Annotated in this window: 19 protein-coding genes and 2 tRNA genes; 11 read left to right on the forward strand and 10 right to left on the reverse strand. The window is 66.9% G+C overall.

The window, feature by feature from the left end; translation table 11 throughout:
• Positions 1-171 precede the first annotated feature (171 nt).
• Both M2437_RS21015 and M2437_RS21020 read right to left on the reverse strand, forming a co-directional pair.
• A complete protein-coding gene (locus M2437_RS21015; protein WP_253388590.1) occupies positions 172-681 on the reverse strand; it encodes an A24 family peptidase in 510 nt (169 codons plus the stop codon).
• A 207-nt stretch (positions 682-888) separates the two neighbouring features.
• Positions 889-1,083: a Flp family type IVb pilin gene (locus M2437_RS21020; RefSeq protein ID WP_041358656.1), complete on the reverse strand. Its 195-nt coding sequence runs from the start codon at positions 1,081-1,083 to the stop codon at positions 889-891.
• A gap of 365 nt (positions 1,084-1,448) precedes the next feature.
• On the opposite strand from M2437_RS21020, the gene M2437_RS21025 reads away from it, so the two are divergent.
• The 5 genes from M2437_RS21025 to nfi all read left to right on the forward strand — a co-directional run bounded on the left by M2437_RS21025 (position 1,449) and on the right by nfi (position 5,485).
• Positions 1,449-1,931 (forward strand): pilus assembly protein N-terminal domain-containing protein, encoded by a 483-nt coding sequence (locus M2437_RS21025; RefSeq protein ID WP_056504744.1) that lies wholly within the window; start codon positions 1,449-1,451, stop codon positions 1,929-1,931.
• Between the two features lie 280 nt (positions 1,932-2,211).
• Positions 2,212-2,898, forward strand: coding sequence for a 50S ribosomal protein L25/general stress protein Ctc (locus tag M2437_RS21030; protein WP_012253898.1), 687 nt, complete (start codon positions 2,212-2,214; stop codon positions 2,896-2,898).
• Positions 2,899-2,999: 101 nt separating this feature from the next.
• Positions 3,000-3,632 carry an aminoacyl-tRNA hydrolase gene (gene pth / locus M2437_RS21035; RefSeq protein WP_253388591.1) on the forward strand — a complete coding sequence of 211 codons (633 nt, stop codon included), beginning with the start codon at positions 3,000-3,002 and terminating at the stop codon, positions 3,630-3,632.
• Positions 3,633-3,711: 79 nt separating this feature from the next.
• Positions 3,712-4,809, forward strand: a complete 1,098-nt coding sequence (ychF, locus tag M2437_RS21040; protein ID WP_003598135.1) for a redox-regulated ATPase YchF — start codon at positions 3,712-3,714, stop codon at positions 4,807-4,809.
• Positions 4,810-4,822: 13 nt separating this feature from the next.
• Positions 4,823-5,485: a deoxyribonuclease V gene (gene nfi, locus M2437_RS21045; protein WP_253388592.1), complete on the forward strand. Its 663-nt coding sequence runs from the start codon at positions 4,823-4,825 to the stop codon at positions 5,483-5,485.
• 183 nt (positions 5,486-5,668) lie between these two features.
• Here nfi and polA read toward each other — a convergent pair whose 3' ends face one another.
• Entirely contained in the window at positions 5,669-8,812 is a 3,144-nt protein-coding gene (polA, locus tag M2437_RS21050; protein ID WP_253388593.1) for a DNA polymerase I, read from the reverse strand.
• Between the two features lie 504 nt (positions 8,813-9,316).
• Here polA and M2437_RS21055 point away from each other — a divergent pair.
• Positions 9,317-9,709 (forward strand): hypothetical protein, encoded by a 393-nt coding sequence (locus M2437_RS21055; RefSeq protein WP_253388594.1) that lies wholly within the window; start codon positions 9,317-9,319, stop codon positions 9,707-9,709.
• A 330-nt stretch (positions 9,710-10,039) separates the two neighbouring features.
• On the opposite strand, the gene M2437_RS21060 is transcribed toward M2437_RS21055, so the two are convergent.
• Positions 10,040-11,233, reverse strand: a complete 1,194-nt coding sequence (locus M2437_RS21060; RefSeq protein WP_056120505.1) for a YihY/virulence factor BrkB family protein — start codon at positions 11,231-11,233, stop codon at positions 10,040-10,042.
• Between the two features lie 235 nt (positions 11,234-11,468).
• Between M2437_RS21060 and M2437_RS21065 the strand changes: the two genes are divergently transcribed.
• Complete coding sequence (locus M2437_RS21065) at positions 11,469-12,170, forward strand: hypothetical protein (protein ID WP_253388595.1); 702 nt, start codon at positions 11,469-11,471, stop codon at positions 12,168-12,170.
• Between the two features lie 260 nt (positions 12,171-12,430).
• Here the strand turns inward: M2437_RS21065 and M2437_RS21070 are convergent.
• The 3 genes from M2437_RS21070 to M2437_RS21080 all read right to left on the reverse strand — a co-directional run bounded on the left by M2437_RS21070 (position 12,431) and on the right by M2437_RS21080 (position 15,646).
• A tRNA-Ala gene (locus M2437_RS21070) sits at positions 12,431-12,506 on the reverse strand.
• A 255-nt stretch (positions 12,507-12,761) separates the two neighbouring features.
• Complete coding sequence (locus M2437_RS21075) at positions 12,762-13,556, reverse strand: ABC transporter permease (RefSeq protein WP_253388596.1); 795 nt, start codon at positions 13,554-13,556, stop codon at positions 12,762-12,764.
• A gap of 68 nt (positions 13,557-13,624) precedes the next feature.
• Positions 13,625-15,646: an OPT family oligopeptide transporter gene (locus tag M2437_RS21080; protein ID WP_253388597.1), complete on the reverse strand. Its 2,022-nt coding sequence runs from the start codon at positions 15,644-15,646 to the stop codon at positions 13,625-13,627.
• Between the two features lie 172 nt (positions 15,647-15,818).
• Here M2437_RS21080 and M2437_RS21085 point away from each other — a divergent pair, with 172 nt between their 5' ends.
• From M2437_RS21085 to egtD, 4 genes are all read left to right on the forward strand, one after another.
• Positions 15,819-16,415, forward strand: coding sequence for a DUF1989 domain-containing protein (locus M2437_RS21085; RefSeq protein ID WP_253388598.1), 597 nt, complete (start codon positions 15,819-15,821; stop codon positions 16,413-16,415).
• A gap of 276 nt (positions 16,416-16,691) precedes the next feature.
• Positions 16,692-17,447, forward strand: a complete 756-nt coding sequence (gene gntA / locus M2437_RS21090) for a guanitoxin biosynthesis heme-dependent pre-guanitoxin N-hydroxylase GntA (RefSeq protein WP_012253888.1) — start codon at positions 16,692-16,694, stop codon at positions 17,445-17,447.
• A 2-nt stretch (positions 17,448-17,449) separates the two neighbouring features.
• A complete protein-coding gene (locus M2437_RS21095) occupies positions 17,450-18,475 on the forward strand; it encodes a class I SAM-dependent methyltransferase (protein WP_253388599.1) in 1,026 nt (341 codons plus the stop codon).
• Positions 18,472-19,419 (forward strand): L-histidine N(alpha)-methyltransferase, encoded by a 948-nt coding sequence (gene egtD / locus M2437_RS21100; protein WP_253388600.1) that lies wholly within the window; start codon positions 18,472-18,474, stop codon positions 19,417-19,419. The genes M2437_RS21095 and egtD overlap by 4 nt, the downstream gene beginning before the upstream one ends.
• An 11-nt stretch (positions 19,420-19,430) precedes the next feature.
• Here the strand turns inward: egtD and M2437_RS21105 are convergent, their stop codons facing one another.
• From M2437_RS21105 to lon, 3 genes are all read right to left on the reverse strand, one after another.
• The gene (locus tag M2437_RS21105) at positions 19,431-20,669 is read right to left on the reverse strand and encodes a glycosyltransferase (protein ID WP_253388601.1); all 1,239 of its coding nucleotides are present in this window, start codon (positions 20,667-20,669) and stop codon (positions 19,431-19,433) included.
• Positions 20,670-21,615: 946 nt separating this feature from the next.
• Positions 21,616-21,691, reverse strand: a tRNA-Val gene (locus tag M2437_RS21110).
• Positions 21,692-21,824: 133 nt separating this feature from the next.
• Positions 21,825-24,245 (reverse strand): endopeptidase La, encoded by a 2,421-nt coding sequence (lon, locus tag M2437_RS21115; protein WP_003600393.1) that lies wholly within the window; start codon positions 24,243-24,245, stop codon positions 21,825-21,827.
• Between the last annotated feature and the right edge of the window lie 201 nt (positions 24,246-24,446).

The raw sequence follows: 24,446 nt of genomic DNA on the forward strand, positions 1-24,446 counted from the left end.
CGGCTCCGTCGCCGTCTGGTGCCGAGACTTGCCCCGGATTCGTCAAGTTAGGGTTAACCGATCGTCACAGCATTCATCGCGACGGTGTCCCAACCGGCAATTGCGCAAGATCGGGCGAAACGCGATGGCCGCCTCGCCGGCGGCCTGCTTGATTGGATCCTTCGGCGCCGATCAAGGCAGAGCGAGCCGATCAAATCCGACGGAATTCGGCAGCACCAACAACGCGGCGGCGGCCAAGGCGATGCCGTAGGGAACGCCGGTCTTCGTGTCGTGCAGATGAACGGCGAAGGGAAACTTGAGCGCCAGCTTCGGCAGCGGATACTTGCGGGCTGACACGATTGACAGCGTCAAAGGCGCCCCCAGGATCGAGGCCAGGATCAAGTATTCCGGGAGATTCGCGAGGCCGATCCAGAGCGCGGTGCTCGCAGCGAGCTTGGCATCGCCGCCTCCAATCCAACCCCGAGCGAACAGGGCGAAGGTGATAACGAGCGTTAGCGAACCGGCGGCGAGGTGCCGGGACAGATCGCTCCACTCCATGCCGGACACCATCGCGTAGAGTAGGAAGCCGACAAAAACGAGACCGGTGACGCGATTGGAAATCCGCATCGTCAGCAGATCGCTGGCGGCGGCGTAAGCCATGAGAAATGGGAAGACGAAGCACAGAAGGAGGTAGGCCGCCATGCTCAACACGGAAGTGTTCTCTCTCGGCCTGTCGGGCGGTTCTATCGCACAGCCGGTTCAGCCTGGCAGTGCGCCTAACTATACTTGATCGCCGGCCCCTTCTGGGGCTGGCGCTTGCGCAGTGCGCTATCGAACGGCCCACCGTTTCGGGGTGTAGCGGACTAAAATCCGCCACACCCTGAAAAGCGTTGTCGCCTGATCCAAGGACTACTGCGCGGTGCCGAGCTTGGTGGTCTGTGCGTTGAGGCCCGTGCCGAGCGTCGCGAAGGCGGTCGTCAGGTTCGTCTTGAAGCTGGCGAAAATGCCGACGATCGCGATGCCGATCATGGCAGCAACCATGCCGTATTCGATGGCAGTCGCGCCAGACTCGTCAGAGATGAAGCGCTTGGCGATATTCTTCACGATGATCTCCACTTGATTAGATCCGATGGGCGTCCGTCGGAAGTCTGTAGAGGCCCCGATCGGCGACAGGTCGAGTGGATAATCCCGACGCGTTGCATTTGGGTTAAATCGACCTGCTAACCAAGCCATCTGCCGGGTGTTCGCGAGCGGCAGTTAATGATGCGTTTCAACGATCGATCGAATGGCCTGTCGATGCCGGCCAAGGCTCGTAGGCCCTGAGCTTCCGGAACAGGGTTAGCGCTTCCTTCATCAGTTTCCTGTTCCGTTCACGCGACGAGAGACGCCTCCGCTCCGGATTCGTGCCGCGGACACGGCACGGCCTTCGGCGGAGAGCGCTGCCCTACGCGCGATCGGACCGACCCTTCATGCCCCGCCTGCGCCCTCACCGCTTCACGCTCCGCGTCGGCCCGGCCGCCCTGGTACTGCTCGCGCTGGCCGCGCCCGTCCGTGCGAACGAGCCGGTGCCGCAGGGCATCGTCTCGGTGCAGGTCGACAACGCGAAGGTGATCCGCCTGCCGGAGAAGACCCAGACCGTCGTGGTGGGCAACCCGATGATCGCCGACATCACCCTGCAGAAGAACGGCGTCGTGGTGCTGACGGGCAAGAGCTTCGGTACGACCAACCTGATCGCCCTCGACGGCAAGGGGGCGATGCTCGCCGAATCGACCATCAGCGTGCAGGCGCCGCAGGCGTCGATCATCACCGTCCAGCGTGGTCTCGATCGGGAATCCTATTCCTGCACCCCGAACTGCCAGCCCTCGGTGCAGCTCGGCGACGCCGCCAAGTATTTCGACGACACCAGCAAGCAGGCCGAGGCGCGCCGCACCATGGCGACCCAGAACCGCTAGTGCGCACTCGGACGAAGTGGCCACCGGTTCGTCGAAAGAATGCGCGTCACCACAATGGCTTAGAGGCGCCGGCCTGATGCAATGGGGCCGGATACGGCTCTCGCATCCGCTCCTCCGAGCCGGCCTTCCGCCGTTGCCACGAGGCCCCATTGCGTGTATGGCCCGCCCGCGCCCTTGAGACACCCTTGGAGGCACGGGCGCGCTGGGGAACGGTTGGGCCGTCCGCTTCGGGCGGCCTTTGTCGTTGGTCCGGCTCCATATTTTACAAAAGGATCACGCCATGAGCGCCACCAAGACGCTTGAGGCCGTGGCACGCGACCGGGTCGGCAAGGGGGCCGCCCGGGCCGTTCGTCGCCAAGGCCAGATTCCCGCCGTCATCTACGGCGGCAACCAGGCCCCGCAGGCCATCGCCATCGACCTCATCCGCGCCCGCACCCTGATCTACGCCGGTGGCTTCAAGACCACCGTGTTCGAGATCGATGCCGGCGGCAAGAAGACCCGCGCGATCCCGCGCGACTACCAGCTCGATCCGGTCAGCGGCGTGCCGCTGCACGTCGACTTCCTGCGCGTCGTCGCCGGCCAGACCGTCACGGTCGACGTCCCCGTCCACTTCGTGAACGAGGATCAGGCGCCGGGCATCAAGCAGAAGGGCGGCACCCTCAACGTCGCGCTGCACACCCTGTCCCTCGAGGTCGCGCCCGACCAGATCCCCGACGCGATCGAGGTCGACCTCGCTGGCCGCGAGATCGGCGACGTGATCCACGCCTCCGACCTGCGCCTGCCGGCCGGCACCTACACGGGTGAGCCGACCGACACGGTCGCCAACCTCCTGCCGCCGACGGTGCTCGGCGCCGATGTCGAGGCCGAGGAAGCCGCAGTCGCCGAGGCGCAGTCGGCCGAGTCCGCCGAGGGTAAGGCGGAAGCCGAGGCCGAGGCCACCAACGAGAAGAACAAGAGCGAAGCGTAAGCCGCAGCGGGCGCCGCGAGCGCCCGCCCTGCGAAATACGCGATGCCCCGGCCACCCGGCCGGGGCATTTGCATTTGTCGGGGCTAAGATCGGGAGCGCACATGCGGCTCATCGTCGGATTGGGAAATCCCGGCGCGCGCTACGCGCGCAACCGCCACAACATCGGCTTCATGGCCGTGGACGAGATCGCCCGCGTCCACCGCGCAGCCCCCTTCCGCCGCCGCTTCCAGGGCGAGGCGGCCGAGGTGATGCTCGGCTCCGAGCGTGCGATTCTGCTCAAGCCCCAGACCTTCATGAACGAATCCGGCCGCTCGGTCGGCGAGGCGCAGCGCTTCTTCAAGATCCCGCTCGCCGACGTGATCGTGCTGCACGACGAACTCGACCTCGCCCCGGCCAAGCTGCGGGTGAAGCTCGGCGGCGGCAATGCCGGGCATAACGGCCTGCGCTCGATCACGGCGCTGTGCGGCAACGAGTACCGGCGCGTCCGCCTCGGCATCGGCCATCCCGGCGACAAGGCGCTGGTGCACGCCTACGTCCTCAACGACTTCGCCAAGTCGGAGGAGCCCTGGGTCGAGGATCTCTGCCACGCCACCGCCGACCACGCGCCACTGCTGGCGGCGGGTGAGGATGCGAGCTTCCAGAACAAGGTGCATCTCGCCATGGCCGGGCGCGGCTGGGAGACGGTGAAGACGCCAGCCGAGGCCGGCAAGGCGAAAGCGCGCGACGCGAATTGACACGAGCCCGCCGGACCCCGATGCAGCGGGCTTCCGGGCGCGGCTCCCGACCGATCACAACGGATTTCTAGGACCAGCCATGGGCTTCAAATGCGGCATCGTCGGCCTGCCGAACGTCGGCAAGTCGACCCTCTTCAACGCGCTGACGCAGACCGCCGCGGCCCAGGCCGCGAACTACCCGTTCTGCACCATCGAGCCGAACGTGGGCGAGGTCGCGGTGCCCGACCCGCGCCTTGATGATCTGGCCCGGATCGCGTCCTCGAAGGAGATCATCCCGACGCGGCTGACCTTCGTCGATATCGCCGGCCTCGTGCGAGGAGCATCGAAAGGCGAGGGCCTCGGCAACCAGTTCCTCGCCAACATCCGCGAGGTCGATGCCATCGCCCATGTGGTGCGCTGCTTCGAGGACGGCGACGTCACCCACGTCGAGGGCAAGGTCGATCCGATCGCCGACATCGAAACCATCGAGACCGAGCTGATGCTGGCCGATCTCGACAGCCTGGAGAAGCGCGTCGTCGCCCTGGAGAAGCGCGCCAAGGGCGCCGACAAGGAGGCCAAGGAGTTTTTGGACCTCGTCAACCGCGCCCTGCCGCTCCTGCGCGAGGGCAAGCCGGCCCGGCTCGTGGAGCGCAAGCCCGAGGAGGAGCGGCTGTTCCAGCAGCTCGGCCTGATGACGGCCAAGCCCGTGCTCTACGTCTGCAATGTGGACGAGGGCGACGCCGACAAGGGCAATGACAAGTCGCAGGCGGTGTTCGACCGGGCCAAGGCGGAGGGCGCGGTCGCCGTGGTCGTCTCGGCCAAGATCGAGAGCGAGATCGCGGTGATGCCGGAAGCGGATCAGGCCGAGTTCCTGGAGGCGGTCGGGCTGTCCGAGCCCGGCCTGAACCGGGTGATCCGCGCCGGCTACGACCTGCTCGGCCTCGTGACCTACTTCACGGTCGGCCCGAAGGAGGCCCGCGCCTGGACGATCACGAAGGGCACCCGCGCCCCGGCGGCGGCGGGCGTGATCCACACCGACTTCGAGAAGGGCTTCATCCGCGCCGAGACCATCGCCTTCAAGGACTACACCGCCTTGAACGGCGAGGCCGGCGCGCGCGATGCCGGCAAGCTGCGGCTGGAGGGCAAGGAATACGTGGTGCAGGACGGCGACGTGCTGCATTTCCGCTTCGCCAACTGACGGGAGGCCCGGCATGGAGCTTCACCCGCGCCATGCCTGGGACCTGACGCCGGCCGAGGCCGTCGCGCTCCAGCGCCGGCTCCGCAGCGAGATCGTGGCTGACCAAGCCATCGATCTCGGCGCGGTGCGGCTGGTGGCCGGCGTCGATGTCAGCGTGAAGAACGAGCGCTCCCGCGCCGCCATCGTCGTCGTGACCTTTCCGGGCTTTCTCCTCGTCGAGACGGCCTTCGCCGAGCGGCCGACGCCGTTTCCCTACATCCCCGGCCTCCTGAGCTTTCGCGAGGGGCCGGTGCTCGAGGAAGCCTTCGGGCGCCTGCGCGCGGAGCCGGACGTGTTCCTGTTCGACGGCATGGGCATCGCCCATCCGCGCCGCATCGGCATCGCCAGCCATATGGGCCTGTGGTTGGAGCGCCCGACCATCGGCGTCGGCAAGACGCGGCTCGTCGGCACCAACGCAGCCCTGCCCGAGGAGAAGGGCGCGCACGTCCCCCTGATCGATCGCGGCGAGACGATCGGCGCCGTGGTCCGCACGCGCACGGCCACACTCCCGCTGTTCATCTCGCCGGGTCATCGTGCCGACATCCCGAGCGCGGTCGAACTCGTGCTGGCTTGCTCGCCGAAATACCGCCTGCCGGAGCCGATCCGCCTCGCGCACAAGGCGGCGGGCGACTTCTGATCGATCGATCCCGGCGATCAGAACGGTCGCCATGCTGAGGTGCCGAGCGCAAGCTCGGCCTCGAAGCACGCCTGAACGGTCGATCCGACGGCATCGGTCCACCGAGAGCAGCGTCGCGGCGTGTTTCGAGGCTGCTGACGCAGTGCCTCAATGAGGAGCGTTGTGACTTCCGGGATCGGGCCCTCAGTGCGCCTCTTCCCAGTTGCCCGCCGCCCGCGCCTCGACCACCAGCGGCACCCTCAGCGTCAGGGCCGGCGCGGGCGCCTCTTCCATCACCCCAGCGATCACGGGAATCGTCGCCTCCACTTCGTCGTCGGGCACCTCGAATACGAGTTCGTCGTGCACCTGCAGCAGCATCCGCGCGGTGAGCTTCTTGGCCTCCAGCGCATCCTCCATCCGCGTCATGGCGCGGCGGATGATGTCGGCGGCGGTGCCCTGGATCGGGGCGTTGATGGCTTGCCGCTCCACGCTCGCCCGCTCGGAGGGGTTGTTCGAGCGGATCTGCGGGTAGTGGCAGACGCGGCCGAACAGGGTCGTGACGTAGCCCTTCTCGCGGCACGAGCGCTTGGTGGTGTCGATGTAGTCGCGGATGCCGGGAAACCGCTCGAAATACTGCTTGATAAAGGCCGATGCCTCCTCGCGGCCGATACCGAGGCGGTCGGCCAGCCCGAAGGCCGAGATGCCGTAGATGATGCCGAAATTGATGGTCTTGGCCCGCCGCCGCAGATCGCCGGTCATCTGGTCGAGGGCGACGCCGAACATGGCCGACGCCGTGGCCGCGTGGATGTCGATCCCCTGCTCGAACGCTTCGCGCAGTTGCGGGATGTCGGCGATGTGGGCGAGCAGGCGCAGCTCGATCTGGCTGTAATCGGCCGAGATCAGCTTCTTACCCTCGGGCGCGACGAACGCGCGGCGGATGCGCCGCCCCTCCTCCGTGCGGATCGGGATGTTCTGCAGGTTCGGATCTGAGGAGGAGAGCCGGCCGGTCGTCGTCGCCGCGAGGGCGAACGAGGTATGGACCCGGTTCGTGCCGCGGTCGGCGTGCTGCTGCAGCGAGTCGGTGTAGGTCGATTTCAGCTTGGAGAGCTGGCGATAGTTGAGAATCTTCTTCGGCAGGTCGTGGCCGGCCTGGGCCAGCTCTTCGAGAAGCGTCGCGGGCGTGGCCCACTGGCCGGACGGCGTCTTCTTCGCGCCGGGCAGGCCCATCTTGCCGAACAGCACATCGCCGATCTGCTTCGGCGAGGAGACCTGAAACCGCTCGCCCGCGTCCTCCTGAATCTCCTCCTCCAGCCGCGCCAGGATCTGCGAGAAATCGCCGGAGAGGCGGCTCAGCATGTTGCGGTCGATGGCGATGCCGGCCCGCTCCATCCGCGCCAGCACCGGCACCAGCGGACGCTCCAGCGTCTCGTAGACCGTCACCCGGTGCTCGGCGACGAGGCGCGGCTTCATCATCCGCCACAGGCGTAAGGTGACGTCGGCATCCTCCGCCGCGTAGGCGGTCGCCTTGTCGATCGCCACGCGGTCGAAGGTGACCTTGTTGCGGCCGGTGCCGGCGACGTCGGCGAAGGTGATCGGCTGATGGCCGAGATGGCGGCGGGCGAGCTCGTCCATGCCGTGCCCGCCCTTGCCGGCATCGAGCACGTAGGAAATCAGCATCGTGTCGTCGAAAGGCGTCACGTCGATGCCGTAGCGGTGCAGCACCGAGAGGTCGTATTTCAGATTTTGTCCGACCTTGAGCGTGCCGGCATCCTCGAGCAGCGGCTTGAGCAGCTTGAGGGCGGTGTCGAAATCGATCTGCCCGGGCTGCCTGTCGGACGCATCGGCCCCTGCCCCGCTCTCGCCGAACAGGTCGCCGCCCTTCACCTCGGGCTTCACGTGGGCGAGCGGGATATAGGCGGCCCGCCCCGGCGCGGTGGCGAGCGAGACGCCGACGAGTCCCGCCTTGGCCGCGTCGAGCGCGTCGGTCTCGGTATCGACCGCGATCGCCCCGGCCTCGTAACTCTCGGCGATCCAGGCCTCGAGCTGCGCCACGGTGGCGATCGTCTCGTAGGCGGCCGTATCGAACGGCTTGACCGATTCCGCCGCACGGGCGGCCACGAGGGTCGCGGGCGTCGGCTCGTTGGAGCCGCGCTTCTTCTTCGGAGCCTGATCCGGCAGGTCGAGATCGGCGAAGGGATCGACCTCGCCCGCTTCGGGCGGGGCCTCCCCATCCGTCCGCTCGGGAGCGGCGGCGGTCTCGGGATCGACCGGTACGGCGTCGCCGAAGAACGGCACGGCGTCACTGCCGCCGGCCGCGTTGGAATAGGCGTGGGGCTGTGCGCCCGGCAGCAAAGCCGGGTCGGGCTTTACCGCCTCGGGATCGACATGGAGCATCTGCGCGATGCGCCGCGTCAGGGTGTTGAACTCCATGGCCTTCAGGAAGCCGACGAGCTTTTGCGGATCGGGCTGCGGCACGCCGAGTTCGTCGAGCGGCACCGGCACCGGCACGCTCTCCTCAAGCGCGACGAGGCGGCGCGAGAGCTTGGCCTGATCGATGTTGGCGAGCAGCATCTCCCGGCGCTTGGGCTGCTTGATCTCGCTGGCCCGCTCCAGGAGCTGCTCCAGGCTCCCGTATTCCTTGATGAGCGCAGCCGCCGTCTTCAGGCCGATGCCGGGCACACCCGGCACGTTGTCGGAGGTGTCGCCGATCAGTGCCAGGGCGTCGCCGATCTGCTCGGGCGCGAGGCCCTCCCACTTGGCGATGATCGCTTCGCGGTCGAGGTTGCGCTCGGGGCGGTAGCCGGGCTTGCCCTTGGCGCCTGACTCGAAATCGTAGAACCGGATCTTGTCCGAGACGAGCTGCATCAGGTCCTTGTCGGAGGACACGATGATGACCTCGGCGCCGCGCGCCTCCGCTTGGCGCGCGTAGGTCGCGATCAGGTCGTCGGCTTCGTAGCGCACCAGCTCGACCGCATGCAGCCCGAAGGCGCGCACGGCGTCGCGCATCAACGGCATCTGCCGCTTGAGGTCGTCCGGCGCGTCGGGGCGGTGGCCCTTGTAGTCGGGGAACAGCTCCTTGCGGAACGAGCCCTCGGACTTGTCGAAAACGATGCCGAGATGGGTCGGCTTCACACCCGCCGCACCCTCCTGAAGGAACTGCGCGATCTTGGTGCAGAACAGGCGCACCGCGCCGGTCGGCAGACCGTCGGAGGGCCGCGTGTTGTACTTCTGGTCCTGATTGATCGACTGGAAGTACGCTCGGAAGATGAAGGACGAGCCGTCAACGAGGATCACCCGGTCATCGGCGCAGACGGGCTTGGCCGGTTGCGGTTGCGTCTCTTCGGTCATCGGTCGAACAGCCATCGGCGAATGGAGGCCCAAAGGCGGGGCCGCCGATCCATAGAGCATTTTCGCCGCTACAGAACATCGCCACGGCGCCGGGAAATGCCGCAGGTCCCCGGTTCTCTGGCCCCCGACGGCCGGCATGGCAGCGAGCCGGTCTTGTACATCGCGAAAGCACTCGAGCCGCGCGAGAGGCGAGACGCTTAAAAAATCGTCGAGCCCAGGTTCTATGTGCGCTCGTGCACCAGGCAGAATCGAGTGGCGGATTTTGCAGCAACACCTTCTCAATCATGAGCTTTTTTTACTGCGCGCAATGTCGCTGCATGAAAGTTCGAGTGCGGTCGGTGCTTTCGAAATATATCGATGGTGCACTGCGACAAACCGGCTATTGTCTCCGAAGAGTTCGGCACCAAATCCCGTTCATCGAAGACGGGCGACAGCCTATCCTGATCGATCGAAAGATCAGGCCAAGTGCATCCGCGCCCGCATGAATAGATATGAGGACCGATCATGACCCATCGCACCAAGATCACCGCTGCCCTCGCTCTGGCCCTCGGCCTGGCCGCGACCCCGAGCTTTGCTCAGGGCATCGCTTCCGACAGCGCCAGCTACAACCGTGACGGCACGCTCAACGTATGGGGCGCACATATCGACCCGGTGCGCGAGCGCGGCGGCCTTCTCGGCGGCGTCGGCAATGTCGTCGGCGGTACGCTTGGCGCCGCCGGTAACATCGTCGGTGGAACCGTGGATGCGGCCGGCAACGTCGTCGGCGGTGTCGTGGGCGGCACGGCCAATGCGGCCGACAGCATCGTCACGGGCTCGGTCCGCCGCCCGGCGGGTTACAGCGCCTATGGCGCACAGCCGGTCGATCGTGCCGGCGCCTACGGCCGCGCCGCCTACTGAGACCAGTCCACTCTTGAAGTTTGACGAAACGGCGGGGCGCGAGCCCCGCCGTTTTCTTGTGCGCGAGGCATCGGAAGCACGGGGAAGCGTCCCGTCGAAGGCCGAGACTCTGACGATCCTGTCGGGCTCGATCGATCAGCAGCAAGGCACCGTGATCGAATAGATCCGGGCCGACGCGTTGCGGACGGATGGCTTCGTGTTCCTGCCTGAGAACACGTTGCAGGCCCTCCGGACGACCACCGAACCGGTCGTCCTTCAAGGGTACGGAAGCGGGCCGTTTGGCGTGTACGACCCGAGCAAGACGAAGAACTGATGGAAGAGGGGCCGCCGTCAGGCGGCCGCCCCCACCGTGTCCGCCATGCGGGCGTCACGCGTGCCGAGCGGCTTCGGCGCGCCGACCGTGGTGTCCTTGGCGGTCTGGTGTTCGAGTTCGGCGTTGAGCTGCGCGCCGAGCAGCACGATCGTGGTCGAGAGCCAGATCCAGGTCATGAAGCCGATCGCGGCGCCGAGCGAGCCGTAAGTCTTGTCGTAGCTGCCGAAGTTCGAGACGTACCACGAGAACAGCAGCGAGCCGGCCAGCCACAGGAAGGCGGCGAACATGCCGCCCGGCGTCACCCAACGCCATCGCGGCGCGTCCCGGCTGGGACCGTAGCGGTAGAGCACGGCGAGCATCAGAATGACGATCACAAACAGAATCGGCCAGCGCAGCAGCGCCAGCCACCATGCGTCGCCCGACAGACCCAGAAACTGAATCGCCACGGGTACCGCGACGATGCCCGCGAGCGCGAGCACGACGAAGAGCAGCGCGCCCGCGGTGAAGGCCAGCGAGACAAGGTTGAGCTTGAAGAAGCCGCGTTGCTCACGCTCGTTGTAAACGAGATTGAGCGCGTCGAAGACGTGTTTCACGCCACCATTGGCGCTCCAGACGGAAAGGGCGATGCCGATGAGGGCGGTCAGCCCCAAGGTCGTATCCCCCTTCTCCGTCAAACGCTTCACCTGCTCGGCGACGATGTCGACGCCCCCCGAGGGAAGGACGCCGCGCAACGCTTCGATCTGGTGGTTGATGGTCGAGACGTCGGCGATCAGCCCGTAGACGGAGACCAGCGCAGCGATGGCGGGGAAGATGGCGAGGAGGACGAAGAAGGTGACGCCCGCCGATACCAGAGTCAGGCGGTTCTCGCCGATATCCCGGTAGGTCCGCTTGAGGACATCCTTCCACCCTTCGACCGGCACCTCCGTCGGCTTGTCGGCGGACCGGCCGCGATCCTGCTCGGTCTGCGCGACCCGGTGGGCGTCGGCGCCCTCATGCGAGGGGGATTCCTTGCGCGCCCCATCGCCGTCCGACGAGCCGCGCGAGTGATCCCCGTCACGGTCCGCTGCGCGATCCGCGGGCTGTGCCGACCGGCGTGGGAGAGCAACGATCCCAAGGAGTGCCGTTGCCAGTGCCATGGTCCACAAAGCCGGGTAGCGGGGGTTGTCCGTCGCGGCAGCGGCGTCGGGAACGACGCGATCGGATGTAGGCATTGCGGGTTTGGCTCCGTCCAGCGCGCGAAGAGGCGGCGCTGACAGCAACCCTTTGGCCCGACTTTCGGTTCACAGGGACGTGAGCCTACGGGCACAAGCGTTTCGCCGCTGCGTATTCGAACGGCGCACTCATGAAAAATTCACATTCTCGCCAAGTTCTCGCCGGAACCGTTAAGATCGGCTCCGGTTGACAGCGCACCGGTCGAACGCGACCGCCTCGCTTCAGGAGCCGTCGATGCCTTCGACCCCGCGCCGCTCCAGACGACGCCTCGCGCTCGTCCTGGCCTCTTCCGCCTTCATCCTCTCCACTGCTGCCGGCGTTCACGCTCAAGAGGGCGGACTTGGCGGCTTATTTCAGCAACTCTTTTCCCCGCAGCGGGCCGCGCCCGCTCCGGTGGTGGCCCCGATTCAGGTTTACGGCGGCGGCGAGGTCAACGAGCGTTATCGCTGGCGCCGGCATCGCAGTACGGCGGATCGGAGCCGGCCGAAGGTGCGTTACGCCGCCCTGCCGAAAGATGACGGTCTCGGGATCAGTGGCAAGCAGCCGGTCGATTCAAAAGCGATCGCCGCCAATCCAACCGCGGCGCTCCTGCGCGACGAGACCCTGCGTCCCGGCGACATCGTGGTCATGCCGGGCGGCCCGAAGGTCTTCAAAGGCCATGACGATCGCGGTCGCGGCGCCAAGGCGGCCCGCCACCGGATGAGCGACTTCGAGGATGTGAAGCACTCGCGCACGATCAATGCGAAAACGCGCAGCCAATTGATGGCGATGATGCTTCCACACGGCGCTATGCCGGCCGAGGAGGCCCGCAAAGTGCTCGCCAAAGCCCGCCGTCTGGCGCCGCAGGAGGCAATCGAGCCGCTGACCCGACAGGCTCGCGCCGAGACCGGCCCGAAACCCACCCGCATCATCAGCCCCTGGCAGATCGCCCGCTAGGGTCCAGGGGAAGCAGCGAGACCCGATCGGGCATCAAACGGCGGTCAAAGGATGATCCACTGCGGCCCGAGAGGGACCTGCTAAGCAGAACCCTCGAGACTCGTGCTGCGGACCATGCACGATGGTGGCGGAGTCGATGGCTTGAGTTGTGAGGGCTGTGCCTACGGCACTTCGTCCGAGCGAACATTCAAGCCACGCCGGGGAGTTCGGCGTTGCCGCCTGAACCGCTCGGTCGCTCTGTCATTCTTGGGAAGGTATGATGGTGGAGCCTAACGGGATCGAACCGATGACCTCTTCCATGCCATGGAAGCGCTCTCCCAGCTGAGCTAAGGCCCCATCATTTTTGCCGTGACCGTTTCCAGTCTCTGGCCTCGCCGGCGGCGCTGAGTGCGTCGGCGATGAGCGGTTCTATACGGAGAGGATCGGCGGGACTCAACCCCCTTTTTTGAGGCGGAGCCGAATTTTTGAGCCGCCTCCTCATCTCCCCGCGGTACTGGCACGAAACGTTGATCGACCAGCCTCAGCCCAACGGCGGATCCTCCTTTGGAACCGCCGAAACTCGGCTAGCACCCCAATCCCGGCTATGCCCGACTACTGCTGAGCCCGAACGACGAAACGCTCCATCAGAAGCCCGAGGGTGAGACTGCCGAAGACCCAGCCGAAGAGATAAAGATAATCGATCTGAACGGGGATCGTCGGGTCGTATCCCAAGCGAACCCATTCGATGATTTGCGTGATCGGATTCCATTTCATATAATAATAAATTTCATCGGGCAAATAGCATGCCATAAAATACACGCCGCTCGACAAATACAAAGTCAGCGTCACCAGGATGTAGCCAAGCACCCAACCCGGGAAGATCGAACAGATACCGACATTGATCGTCCCAACACCGATCCCAAGTGCGATCGCCGTCAAATAACCGGTGATGGCCATCGTCAGGTCGGTGGGAACGGGATCGGCACCAAAGCAGACGAGGACGACACCAACGAGGCAGACGCCCAAGAAGCTACTGACGATCTCGACAAGGATGCGTGCGACGACGGTATCGAAGCGCTTCACTTGCGGGAAGTACGTCAGCGGCTTGTGAATCATATAGCCTTTCATCACCTCGCGGGAGATGTACTGGAAGGCGAGAGCCGGCAATGCGCCCGAGGCGACGAAGACCATCGGATCGTCGCCCATGGGCGACTTGATTCCACGGAATGTCATGGCACCGACGATGATGCCGAGATGCACGCAGGGCCAGAGAACCTGCACGAGGTAGCCCCAGTAGGTTCCGCCGAAGCGGCTGCGCATGTCGCGCAGCATCAAGGCGCTGAGGACGCGCAGGTAGACGTCGAGATGGCTCTGACGGCGCGGCAGAGACGAGGCGTGGGCGTTCATGGTATCCGCCGCAACGGGGCGGTCGCGCCGTTATGCTTGCCTGCAATCGCGACGAAATCGAGGACGGGTCAGGTGTCGCCGCGGCGGCCCGCCCCGTCCGTGCGCGAAGCGATGCGGTAGAAGGCCGCCAGAACCAGCAGGAAGACGATGGGGCCGAGCCACGGCCCTGCCCCGCCCAGCGCATCGGCCGCGAAGGCGAGAGAACCGCCGCGTCCGCTCAGCGTGTCGGCGGCGGCGAGCAGGACGCCGACGACACTCTCGCCCACGAGGAAGCCCGAGGCAAGCAGCACGCCGCGGCGGCGGCCTCCGGCCCGCGCCGCCTCGCCCGCCTGGCGCAGCCGATGCTCGGCGAGGCGTCCGACGAGGCCGCCGCAGGCGATCGTCACCACCACTTCCAGCGGCAGGTACATGCCGATGCCGACGGTGAGCGCCGGGAAGGAACGGCCGCTGCGGCGCAGACGCGCCTCCACCGCAACGAGGATCGCTCCGAGGCCGGCCCCCGTCGCCACCATCGACCAGGGCAACTCGTTGCGCACGATGCCGCCGGCGATCTGCGTCATCAGCGCGGCCTGGGGCGCTGGAAGGGCGGCCGCCTCGTCCATCCCCTCCCGCGGCAGGGCACCGACGAAACCGTAGGCGTTGTAGAGCAGGTCGAGCAGTGGTGCGATCACCAGGGCGCCAACTGCGACGCCCGCCGCCAGCGCCACCTGCTGGCGCCACGGCGTGGCATCGACGAGTTGGCCGGTCTTGAGATCCTGAAGGTTGTCGTTGGCGATCGAAGCGGTCGTGACGACGATGGCCGACAGGAGCAGGACGGCAGCGACGACGAAGCGCTCGCCCTCCGGCCCGGCAGAGCGGCCGAGCAGCAGCGGGAGCAGTAGGGCGGCGAGGAGCGTCGTCAGGATACCGATGCCGGAGATCGGGCTGGAGGACGAGCCGAGAAGGCCCGCGAGATAGCCGCAGGCGGCCGCCATCAGGAAGCCGAAGCCGACCGTGAAGACGGTGGCGACTGCGACCAGCGCGAAACGCAGACCACCCAGCTCGGCCTCCGCGCTGAAATGGAAGAACAGCCAAGCCAGGGGCAGCGCGAGCAGGAGCGAGCTGCCCGCAACCCAGGTGATCGGCAGGTCGCGCTCTTGGCGCGGCAACTGGCGCAAAGCCTTCCCGCCACCCTGCGCCGCACCGAAGGCGGAACGGACGCTTCCCAGGATCGAGCGGCCGAGGGAGGCGACCGTCCAGATCGCGCCGACGGCGATGATGCCGGCGCCGATGAGCCGGACCTTCTCCGACCAGACCGCTCTCGCCGTCGCCTCCGCCGAGCCGGAGCCGGCCCCGTCACCGAAGGCTGTGAGCAGCGGCACCGCGGCGCCCCAGGCCAAGGCGACGCCGGCCAGAAGGGCGAGGCAGGCGCCGAGCCCGACGAGATAGCCCACCCCGACCAAGGCGGGGGAGAAGCCCGTGGCGAGCCGGAACAGGGCCGGCCCCGCGGCAAGGGTGGTGTGGAGGCCCTCAGTGAGGAGGCGCAAGCCGGTGGTGGCGAACCCGATCAGCCCGCCCGCTCCCGCCGCGCCCAGCAGGATGCGCAGACCGCCCCGGTCGCCGGCCTCACCCGCATGCAGCACTTCGGCCGCGGCAGTGCCCTCGGGATACGGAAGCCCGGCGCCCATCACCAGGGCGCGGCGGAGGGGGATCGAGTAGACGAGGCCGATCAGGCCGCCGATCAGGCAGACGGCCGTCGTCTGCCAGAACGGGAAACCGTGCCAGTGGCCGATCAGCACGAGGCCCGGCAGGACGAGGATGACGTTGCACAGCGTGCCGGCTGCCGACCCCTGGGTCTGGACGATGTTGTTCTCGAGGATACCGGAGCCACCGAACAGGCGCAGCAACCCCATCGACAGCATCGCCGCGGGAATCGAGGTCGAGAAGGTCACGCCCGTCTTCAGCCCCATATAGAGGTTGGCGGTCATGAACACGACGGTGATCACCGCCCCGAGCAGAAGCCCGCGCAGGGTGAGTTCGGCGGCATGACGAGGGTGAGTCCCGCCGGCCTCGCCGTGCGGGGGTGAGCGTTCGTCGGATCGTGCGTCCACGGGCAGGCGTCTCCGGTGCCGCCCCGCGGCTCGGGACGTCGACATTTTGTTGGGAACCCAACGGGCCCCTCGTCCGATCCCCCGTGGTGACGCGGCGGCGGCCAAGCTTGGGGCCGCTGCTCATCGGCGCGCGAACCCGCGGGCCTTACCTGCTGCAAGGAGAGAACCACGGATGAGCCGACCGGTGCGCCATGAGATCCCGCCGCGCTCGGGGGTGGCCTTTACCCTGGATCGCGGCCAGCGCCTCACCGTGATCGACCCCCAGGGCGAGCAGGTGGCCGACCTCGTGGCCTTCCGCCGAGACGATCTCGATGAGGTGATCTCCTCGGGCCGCACCATCGACTACGCCTCGCGCATCTTCCTGACGACGGGCGACCCGATCTACTCCAACCGCTCCAACGTGCTCCTGCGCATCGTGGAGGACACGGTGGGCCGGCACGACTTCCTGCTCACGCCCTGTTCGGCCGACACCTTCCGGATCATCTACGGCGACGAACACCCCCACCGGGGCTGTTTCGGCAACCTCGCCGAAGCGCTGGCGCCCTACGGGATCGAGCCGGACCGCATCCCGGTCGCCTTCAACGTGTTCATGCATGTCACCGTCGATGGGCTGAGCGGCGAGATCGCGGTGCGCCCGCCGCTCAGCCAGGCCGGCGACCGGGTGAGTTTCGTGGCCGAGACCGACCTTGTCGTCGGCCTGACGGCCTGCTCGGCCCTGCAGTCGAACAACTTCTCCTTCAAGCCGATCCATTACGAGATCGAATCTTGAGGCTCCGCGGCGAAGACACGGTCACCAGCCGATAGAATACTGCGCTACGATGCCGCGGCGGATCAAGACAATACATAGATGAAACCGGCATCGTAGCCCTCTGGTTATCCCCAGACCCGGCGGAACAATGGGCACAGACTGAGGTTCCCCCGCGCAGTTCACCTTCTCCGAGGGTTGGCGGACTGCATCACGGTCGCCTTCTCTCCCACGATCTTCACCGTACCGGGTCGATAGGCTCGGTCGCGTCGTTCGTTTGCCTGCGTTCCACGAGGTGTCATGCTGCTGCCTACCGACGACACCGGCCATCCGCTCGCTGAGCGTTTCCGGCACTTCATTCGCCAACAGCCCTTCCCTTGTGTCGGCGCCAAATCCGCTCTGTCCCGTGGCCAGCTGAAGGTTCTGGTCGCTCGAGACGTCGCCTCAGACAGTGACGACGCGCGGATCTATCCGGCGCTGCTGGCCTTCATCTGCCGCTATCGCGCCCGGCGCGACCAGTTCCAGAGCTTTGCCGTCGTGTTCGAAGGCCCGCACCACCTCTCCGAGGAGGCGTTCGAGGCTGCACTCTGGCGGCGGATGCAGTCGCTGTCCGACCGCGACAGCGAGCTGGGACATGCCCAGGATCCGCGCGTGTCGGCCAACCCGGAAGACACGCATTTCTCGATGAGCCTCGGGGGCGAGGGCTTCTTCATCGTCGGGCTGCATCCCGGTGCGAGCCGCAAGGCGCGCCGCTTCGAACACCCGGTTCTGGTGTTCAACCTGCACGACCAATTCGAGCGCCTGCGGGCCGAGGGGCGCTACGACCGGCTACGCGATTCGATCGTCGAGCGGGACGTGGCCTGGACCGGATCGGTCAACCCGATGCTCGCGCAGCACGGTGAGCGCTCCGCAGCCCGGCAATTCAGCGGACGCGCCGTGCCGGACGATTGGGTCTGCCCCTACCACCGTCAGGAGGGAGCGGTGGAATGGGATGCGCAGCAGGTCGCGGCGGATCTGCGCTCCGGCGCCTTCCTCGCCGGACAGATGGAGGGTTGAGGATGACGATGGCCGACGCTGCATCGCATCCCGCGACCTCCCAGGAGCCGGACGCCCGCCATGAGGACCGCGAGGACGCGCTCCTCGCCCTCGCTCGCGCGGTGCGGGACACCGGCTACCGGTTCACCACCGTCACGCCGGCCACCCACGCCCGGGTGAACGCCCGGCCCGAGAACGCCCTCGCGCGATCGCTACGGGACGTGCTGGGCTGGAGCCGCCCGTTTCGCGACGGCCTGATCCCGGCGGAACTGACCGACCTGATGGAGCGGGCGGGCGTGCTACACCGTTCGGAGGGGCCGGACGGTTCTCTCCTGAAGGCGGGGATTCGTCTGTCGAGCCTCGATGACACGCTGTTTCTTCACGCGGCCTACCCGCCGCTCGCGGCGGATGCCGTGTTCTTCGGCCCCGACACCATGCGCTTCGCCGAGGCCGTCCTTGCGCATCTCGAAGAGCGGGCCAGGGCCGGGCACCCGGCGCCGCGGCGGGCGGCCGATATCGGCTGCGGATCGGGCGCGGCGGGCATCCTCGTCGCCAAGCGGTTGCCGGAAGCCGAAGTCGTCCTCGTCGACATCAACCCGGCGGCCCTTCGCGCCGCGCGCATCAATGCCCGGCTCGCGGGCGTCGGCAACGTGCGCCCCGTTCATAGCGACATGCTGAGCAACGTCGAGGGATCGTTCGATCTCATCGTCTCGAACCCGCCCTTCATGGTGGATTCCGGCGGGCGGGCCTATCGGCATGGCGGCGGACCGCTCGGGGCCGGGTTGTCGCTGCGCGTGGTCGAGGCGGCGACCGAGCGATTGGCGCCGGGCGGCAGCCTTGTCCTGTTCACCGGCTCGGCCATCGTCGAAGGCCATGACGGCTTCCGGGAGGAGGCCAGCGCGATCTGCGCGCGGGCCGGTCTCGAGGTCACGTACCGCGAGTTCGATCCGGACGAATACGGCGAGGAACTCGACGATCCGGGCTACGCGGCAGCCGAGCGTATCGCGCTCGTGGTTCTCACCGCCACCCGCCCGACCGGACCGCGATGAGCGCGGCAGAGGCAGTGGCCAGCGAGCGTGCCGAGTTCCTTCGGGACGCGCTCGCTGGCCTGTCGGGTGAGGTGAAGACCCTGCCCGGCAAATACCTCTGGGACGAGACCGGCTCGGATCTGTTCGACCGGATCTGCGCCCATCCGGACTACTACCCGACAAAGCGGGAAATGGCGCTTCTGCCGCGGGTCGCGGCAGAGGTGGCAGCCCTCGTCGGCCCGGGCGTCAGTGTCGTGGAATTCGGCAGCGGCGCGAGCCGGAAGATCAGAACCCTGCTCGACGCCCTGGAGGCGCCGGCCGCCTACCTCGCCCTCGACATCTCGGGAGCCTATCTCGAAGCAGCGATCGCCCGCCTCGCCCCGGATTATCCGGCCGTGCCGATGATTCCGGTCTGCGCCGATTACTCGAAGCCGATCCGCCTGCCGCCGGGGGCCGCCGCCCCGCCGATCCTCGGCTTCTTTCCCGGCACCAGCATCGGCAACTTCACGCCGGAGCAGGCGGAGGGCTTCCTCGCGCGGGCGCGGGAGACGCTGGGGCCAAGCCACTTCCTGGTCGGGGCCGACCCGACACACGACCCGGCCCGCTTACGCCGCGCCTACGGGGAGGCGGGCGGGCTGATGCCGGCGCTACACCTCAACCTCATCGAGCGGATGAACCGGGAACTGGGTAGCGATTTCGACCGGAGCAACTTCCGCCACGAGGTACGGCTCGCCGACGACCCGTTCCGGGTGGAGGCCCATCTCGTGGCAACCCGGCCCGGCGCCTACCGGCTCGGCGATCGGACGATCCGCTTCGCGGCCAGCGAGAGCATCCGCACCGACACCTCCCACAAATACGCGCCGGACACGTTTCGGGCCCTGGCCTCGGCGCAGGGCTGGGAGCCGGTCCGCCTTTGGGTCGATGAGGATAGCGGCTTCAGTCTTCACCTGTTCCAGGCGCGATAGGCCCAAGCCGCTCAGGCACGGGCCGGCGCGTCGGCGAGATAGGTCAGGAGCGCGAGCCAAGTCGGCAGGCAGTGACGCCGCCGGTCGTAGCGGTCGATCACCGTCCGCCGGGCCGCCTCCCGCAGGGGCCGCCACCGTTCTGGCGTGCGGCAGGCGTCGATGAGCGCTTCCGCCAAGGCGTCAGCGTCGAAGAAATCGCGGACGATCCCATTCACGCCGTCCCGCACCACCTCCCGCACCGGCGCGGTGTCCGAGGCGATCACGAGGCACTCGCACGCCATCGCCTTCAGGAAGACCCGCGAGAGCGAGAAGGGATAAGTGTAGGCGACATGCGCCGTGGCCACGGAGAGGGCGGCCACCATCTCCCCGTGCGTGAGCCGCGGGAGGAAGTGGAGGCGATCGAGATCGAGCCGGCCGTCCAGCTCGGCCAGCAGGCGTTCCTTCCACGTCTGTGATTGGGCTCCCTTTGCCACGCCATTCCCGCGCCCGTCGCTTCCGACCACCAAAATCTCGGCCTGGGGCACGGCTTCGAGCAGCGCCGGTAGGGCACGCATGAAGGTCGGGAAGCCGCGCAAAGGCTCCAATTGCCGAGCGATGAAGGTGATGACCGGCCAGGCCTTGGTCAGCTTGCGCCCGTTCGGTAGATGCACGACGGCATGGGGATCGTAGCGCACCTCGTCCGTGTCGATGCCTTCGTGAATCACGCTGGCCTGCGCCCGCAAGCCCGACGGCAGCAGGCTGCGCTGGAACTCCGTCGGGCAGACCAGTCGCTCGGCCTCGGCATAGGCCATGGCCAATGCCGCGTTCCCGGCGCGGTCGCGCACGCGGTCTTCGAGGTTGGGCGGGCGCGTCCACTCGGAATCGAAGCCGAGCGCATCTCCGTCCGCCCGGTAATACGGCGCGTAGGCGAGCCGACGCGCCCGCGGAAAGACTTGGTTGAGCAGCAGCGATTCCCCGCGCCCCGGATGCCCGACGATGACGGCCGGGTCGAAGCCGTGCTTGCGCAGGTCGAGCGCGCATCGCAGGGCGGCGGTGGCGTTGATGAACGCCGCTTCGGTCGGATGGGCCAGCGGGAACAGGCCCGGCGTCACCTTTCGCCCCGGACGCCACCGCAGGATCGGCAAGCCGGCCAAGCCCGGTGCCGCCTCTCCGGCGATGGCCGCGCAGCGATGCCCTCGATCCATCAGCGCCTCGGCGAGAAAGCCGAACGGGCCTGGGAAATGGTCGTGAACGAACAGAAAATCCGTCATTCCGGTGCGCCGGTACCCTCTCGTCCAACCGGCGCAACGCAGCGGGCGCTGACATGCGCCTTCTTCTGCACCAAAGGGTTGAGCGGCTCAGCCGGGGCAATTCATCCGCGTCGGCGCTTCGCCTATGCAAAAAATCTGCTTCGGACGATGGCGCTTCATCGCGGAAGCGGATGCCGCAGCCGATCAAGCGCGGCCTAGCTCGCGTTGCAACGGCGCTGCGCCCGTGCGGCAAAGCGCGGCGGCGCGAATTTTGGGACGTACAGTCAATGCGTCGAGATCGTTCGTGGTTAGCTTCCGGGGCCAGTCAGACAGACGTCACCGCGAAGAATGACCATGTGTGGAAAAGAAACCGTCCAGTACGGACGTCCTCGGCGCCGCCGGCACGAGGCCTGGATCTACCGGCGCTCGACGCGCATCGTGCCGCTGTTGCTTCGCGGGAAAGAGAAGACCGATCGGGCCGGAGATACGAGGCTTCAGCCCAGCGACAACGACAGTGCAGCGGCACGGGACGCCTCGAACCGGTACGAGCTGCGCGATCGGCACGCGTCGCTCGCATCGCGGTGAACCGCACGGCGGGGCCCAAGGCCCCTCCCCTCCGGCGCGACAGGCGTCAGCGCGGCTCCCTCCGCGCCTTCGCCCAGGCGGCAAACAGGTAGCCGACACCGCTCAACCCCAGGATGCCGGCGATAATGCCGAGCCAGATCAACCCACCTTCCATGTCATTCCCCGCTCATGCCTGAACGAGGAACGCGGACAGGGCCTCCGGTTTCAGTTTTCGCCTGACCGGACGATGCGGTTCGTTGGCACGACTCTGGCGCGGGATATTCAGGCGCGGACCATGCATCGATCGCGGAAGAGCTTCGAGACCGAGGTGTTCCGTCGGAAACGCTGATTCCGAGCCGGCCGGCACTGATGCGCCCGCCTCTGAACCATCCTGCGCCCGGATTGGTGGGCGGTGACGGGCTCGAACCGCCGACCCTCTCCGTGTAAAGGAGACGCTCTACCAACTGAGCTAACCGCCCGATCCGGCGCCGCGAAGCGTTACGGAAGGGATTGCGGCTGCGCAAGGCCGGGCTCGCCCTCCTCCCCCGATCCACGCACGAAAAAGCCCCCGGAGCGGCGCTCCGGGGGCTTCGTTCGATACGAGCGAGAGGATTAGTGGGCGATGACCGCCGCGCCGTCCTCATCCCGCTTCGGCGTCTTGGCCGGGAGGGGCTCGTCCCACTCGATGGGCTCAGGCTGACGCACGAGGGCGTGCTGCAGCACCTGATCCATCCGCGAGACGGGGATGATCTCCAGACCGTTCTTCACGCTGTCGGGCACCTCGGCGATGTCCTTGGCGTTCTCTTCCGGGATCATCACCGTCTTGATGCCGCCGCGGAGTGCGGCGAGCAGCTTCTCCTTCAGACCGCCGATCGGCAGGACGCGACCGCGCAGGGTCACCTCGCCGGTCATCGCCACATCGCGGCGCACCGGGATGCCGGTGAGCGTCGAGATGATCGCGGTGGCCATGGCGATACCGGCCGACGGACCGTCCTTCGGGGTCGCCCCCTCTGGAACGTGGACGTGGATGTCCCGACGCTCGAACAGCGGCGGCTCGATGCCGAAATCGATGGCCCGCGAGCGGACGTAGGACGCCGCCGCCGAGATCGACTCCTTCATCACGTCGCGCAGGTTGCCCGTGACCGTCATCTTGCCCTTGCCGGGCATCATGACGCCCTCGATGGTCAGCAACTCGCCGCCCACCTCGGTCCAGGCCAGACCCGTGACCACACCGACCTGATCGTCCGCGTCGATCTCGCCGTAGCGGAACTTCGGCGGGCCGAGGAATTCCGGCAGCGTCTCGGGGTTGGCCTCGACCTGTTTCACCTTGGTGATCAGGATCTCCTTCACCGCCTTACGGATCAGGTTGGAGATCTCGCGCTCCAGGTTGCGGACGCCCGCCTCCCGCGTGTAGCGGCGGATGAGCATCATCAGGCCGTCATCGGTGATCGACCACTCGTCGGGGGTGAGCCCGTGCTTCTTGACCGCCTCGGGGATCAGGTGGCGGCGGGCAATCTGGAGCTTCTCCTCCTCGGTGTAGCCGGCGATACGGATCACCTCCATCCGGTCCATGAGCGGGCCGGGGATGTTGAGCGTGTTCGCCGTCGTCACGAACATCACGTTCGACAGGTCGTAATCGACCTCGAGGTAATGGTCGTTGAAGGTGGCGTTCTGCTCGGGATCGAGAACCTCGAGGAGCGCCGCGGACGGATCGCCGCGGAAGTCCATGCCCATCTTGTCGATCTCGTCGAGCAGGATGAGCGGGTTCGAGGTCTTGGCCTTCCGCATCGACTGGACGATCTTGCCGGGCATCGAGCCGATATAGGTCCGGCGGTGACCGCGGATCTCGGCCTCGTCACGCACGCCGCCGAGCGACATCCGAACGAATTCGCGGCCCGTGGCCTTGGCGATCGACTTGCCGAGCGAGGTCTTGCCGACGCCGGGCGGGCCGACGAGGCAGAGGATCGGGCCGGTGAGCTTGTTCGCCCGCTGCTGCACGGCGAGGTACTCGACGATCCGGTCCTTGACCTTGTCGAGGCCGAAGTGATCCGAGTCGAGGACCTGTTGGGCCCCGAGCAGATCCTTCTTGATCTTCGAGCGCTTGCCCCACGGGATGCCGAGCATCCAGTCGAGGTAGTTGCGCACGACCGTGGCCTCGGCCGACATCGGCGACATCTGCCGCAGCTTCTTCAGCTCGGCGGTGGCCTTCTCGCGGGCCTCCTTCGTCAGTTTGGTCTTCTCGATCTTGTCTTCCAGTTCGGCCAGCTCATCGCGACCGTCCTCGTCGCCGAGCTCCTTCTGGATCGCCTTCATCTGCTCGTTGAGGTAGTACTCGCGCTGGGTCTTCTCCATCTGCCGCTTGACGCGGGTGCGGATGCGCTTCTCCACCTGCAACACGGAGATCTCGCTCTCCATCAGCGACAGCACGCGCTCGAGGCGCTGCGCCACCGTGGGGATTTCGAGGATCGCCTGCTTGTCGGCGATCTTAACCGCGAGGTGCGAGCCGACGGTGTCGGCGAGCTTGGACGGCTCGTCGATCTGCGTGACGGCGGAGACGACCTCGGGGGAGATCTTCTTGTTGAGCTTCACGTAGTTCTCGAACTCGGAGATCACCGAGCGGGCGAGCGCCTCGGCCTCGACGCGGTCGCCGAGGTCATCGGTGAGCGTGAGAGCCTGCGCCTCGTAATACTCGTCCGAGCGCACGAAGGACTCGATCTGCGCACGGCCGGCGCCCTCGACCAACACCTTCACGGTGCCGTCGGGCAGCTTGAGGAGCTGCAGCACGGAGGCGAGCGTACCGATCGTGTAGATCGCGTCGGTGGCCGGATCGTCGTCGCTGGCATTGATCTGCGTCGCGAGCAGGATGTGACGGTCCGAGCGCACAGCCTCTTCGAGCGCGCGGATCGACTTCTCGCGGCCCACGAACAGGGGCACGATCATGTGCGGAAAGACGACGATGTCGCGCAGCGGCAGGACGGCGTAGGAGCCCGTCGAACCGGGAACGACCGGCTGGCGCGATTTCGACTGGGTCATGGGTTCTTCCCTTATGTGTTGACGCCGGGCAGTCGCTCCTCAACGGCGAGCAAGCATCTTGCCAGGTGCCGACCGGGCCGCGAAGGGTCGGAAGCGGATAATCAGTTTGCGGCTGGTGGCGCGGGCCCGACCTTTCGGGGGATGAAGCGTGGAGCCCTGCGTTGAGCCTGAAATGGTCGTTGCGGGGGGCGCTTTCAAGCG

The organism is Methylorubrum pseudosasae (assembly GCF_029504475.1).
Taxonomy (GTDB): domain Bacteria; phylum Pseudomonadota; class Alphaproteobacteria; order Rhizobiales; family Beijerinckiaceae; genus Methylobacterium; species Methylobacterium extorquens.

Coding starts and splice junctions, on each gene's coding strand:
- M2437_RS21015 (WP_253388590.1), bottom strand. CDS start 681: ATGGCGGCCTACCTCCTTCTGTGCTTCGTCTTCCCATTTCTCATGGCT.
- M2437_RS21025 (WP_056504744.1), top strand. CDS start 1,449: ATGCCCCGCCTGCGCCCTCACCGCTTCACGCTCCGCGTCGGCCCGGCC.
- M2437_RS21030 (WP_012253898.1), top strand. CDS start 2,212: ATGAGCGCCACCAAGACGCTTGAGGCCGTGGCACGCGACCGGGTCGGC.
- pth (WP_253388591.1), top strand. CDS start 3,000: ATGCGGCTCATCGTCGGATTGGGAAATCCCGGCGCGCGCTACGCGCGC.
- ychF (WP_003598135.1), top strand. CDS start 3,712: ATGGGCTTCAAATGCGGCATCGTCGGCCTGCCGAACGTCGGCAAGTCG.
- nfi (WP_253388592.1), top strand. CDS start 4,823: ATGGAGCTTCACCCGCGCCATGCCTGGGACCTGACGCCGGCCGAGGCC.
- polA (WP_253388593.1), bottom strand. CDS start 8,812: ATGACCGAAGAGACGCAACCGCAACCGGCCAAGCCCGTCTGCGCCGAT.
- M2437_RS21055 (WP_253388594.1), top strand. CDS start 9,317: ATGACCCATCGCACCAAGATCACCGCTGCCCTCGCTCTGGCCCTCGGC.
- M2437_RS21060 (WP_056120505.1), bottom strand. CDS start 11,233: ATGCCTACATCCGATCGCGTCGTTCCCGACGCCGCTGCCGCGACGGAC.
- M2437_RS21065 (WP_253388595.1), top strand. CDS start 11,469: ATGCCTTCGACCCCGCGCCGCTCCAGACGACGCCTCGCGCTCGTCCTG.
- M2437_RS21075 (WP_253388596.1), bottom strand. CDS start 13,556: ATGAACGCCCACGCCTCGTCTCTGCCGCGCCGTCAGAGCCATCTCGAC.
- M2437_RS21085 (WP_253388598.1), top strand. CDS start 15,819: ATGAGCCGACCGGTGCGCCATGAGATCCCGCCGCGCTCGGGGGTGGCC.
- gntA (WP_012253888.1), top strand. CDS start 16,692: ATGCTGCTGCCTACCGACGACACCGGCCATCCGCTCGCTGAGCGTTTC.
- M2437_RS21095 (WP_253388599.1), top strand. CDS start 17,450: ATGACGATGGCCGACGCTGCATCGCATCCCGCGACCTCCCAGGAGCCG.
- egtD (WP_253388600.1), top strand. CDS start 18,472: ATGAGCGCGGCAGAGGCAGTGGCCAGCGAGCGTGCCGAGTTCCTTCGG.
- M2437_RS21105 (WP_253388601.1), bottom strand. CDS start 20,669: ATGACGGATTTTCTGTTCGTTCACGACCATTTCCCAGGCCCGTTCGGC.
- lon (WP_003600393.1), bottom strand. CDS start 24,245: ATGACCCAGTCGAAATCGCGCCAGCCGGTCGTTCCCGGTTCGACGGGC.